The organism is Okeania sp. SIO2B9 (assembly GCF_010672505.1).
Taxonomy (GTDB): Bacteria; Cyanobacteriota; Cyanobacteriia; order Cyanobacteriales; family Microcoleaceae; genus Okeania; species Okeania hirsuta.
Map to the genome: position 1 here is coordinate 1 of NZ_JAAHGK010001767.1, position 1133 is coordinate 1133.

At 38.5% G+C, this 1133-nt stretch carries 2 protein-coding genes; both read right to left on the minus strand.

Annotated features, from left to right (window positions below; all coding sequences use genetic code 11):
- Positions 1-229: 229 nt before the first annotated feature.
- Positions 230-355, minus strand: a complete 126-nt coding sequence (locus F6K13_RS34280; protein ID WP_275670434.1) for a hypothetical protein — start codon at positions 353-355, stop codon at positions 230-232.
- A gap of 14 nt (positions 356-369) precedes the next feature.
- The coding region (locus tag F6K13_RS34285) for a TIGR03985 family CRISPR-associated protein (protein ID WP_287290104.1) at positions 370-1133 on the minus strand (764 nt) is incomplete at its 5' end.

A 1133-nucleotide genomic window follows, 5' to 3' on the forward strand; every position in this document is an offset into this window, starting at 1 on the left:
ATACTACATTAACTATTGACTATAATTCTTAATATTAGAATCTGTGTTCCACCATCTTCGTGGAAAAAGGTACTGTAGTATGTTTGTCGTGCGGAATGTGGGATATAAATTTGTATTTTGGTAGGTATTTATATTATGCAAATCATCTCAATTACTTTTTTCGTTCATCAAATTCCGAGTAAATAATTAAGCACAAATACTTATTTGATTGATTACTCAATCACGGCAGTTATGATTTTCTTCTCAAATTCTGTCTCCTGTCTCCTGTCTCCTGACTCCTTCTTCGGTTGCTACATTTTGTGGTGCGGAATGTGGGTTCTACTTTTCCGGAATTTTTAGGTGCGTTGCAATGCACCCGACAAAACAAAGCTACCGATGATAATTAGCTAATTCTTGTTCTGCTTCTAATTTCAACTTTTCTCGAATTGAAATAGGAGCAATAACTTCCCCTTTTGGCCGCCAATCTCTCAACCGCATTAAGACATTAATATCTCCATTTCTTATCCATCCATAATAATAAGCATCTTGAGGATAACGTGCCTTAATAATATTCAATAACTGTTGTTTCTCTTGGAGATTTTTTATTTCTTTTTGCACTAACTTTGATAAATTTTCATATTTTATCGGCTTAAATGTAGGATTTCGTAGAGTATCATCCACATACCAACGGGCAAACTTAGATTCAAATATCATTACTAACAAATCTTGAAGCAAATAAAAGTTAAATCCCCAAGCTTTTTCTAGTTCTTGTTCCATATATTCTACAGTTGGTAATTTTCCTTTTTCCCATAATTTAGATGATTTTTTAGGTATCTGAGAATTACCCCATTTTAAAATAGTTAATTGTTCGGATACTATTCTGTCTAAACGATAATTATACCAGCCAAATTTACCAAAAGGGTCTGTGCCAAAAGCAGTTAAATATTTAGCCCGACGTGCATAGTGTAGACAAACTAGATAAACTATTATTTCTACTTGTTTTTCACACCCATCGGCTGGCGGATGCGGCGAGCCGCCGGTTGGCGGACGGCCCTGTCCGCACCCGGCCCGGTGGGTCTGTGACGGTCGCCGCAACCCCGGACGGGCCCGAAAACGAGGCAGCGGCCCCGGTCGGCTCGTAGGCTTCGACGGTG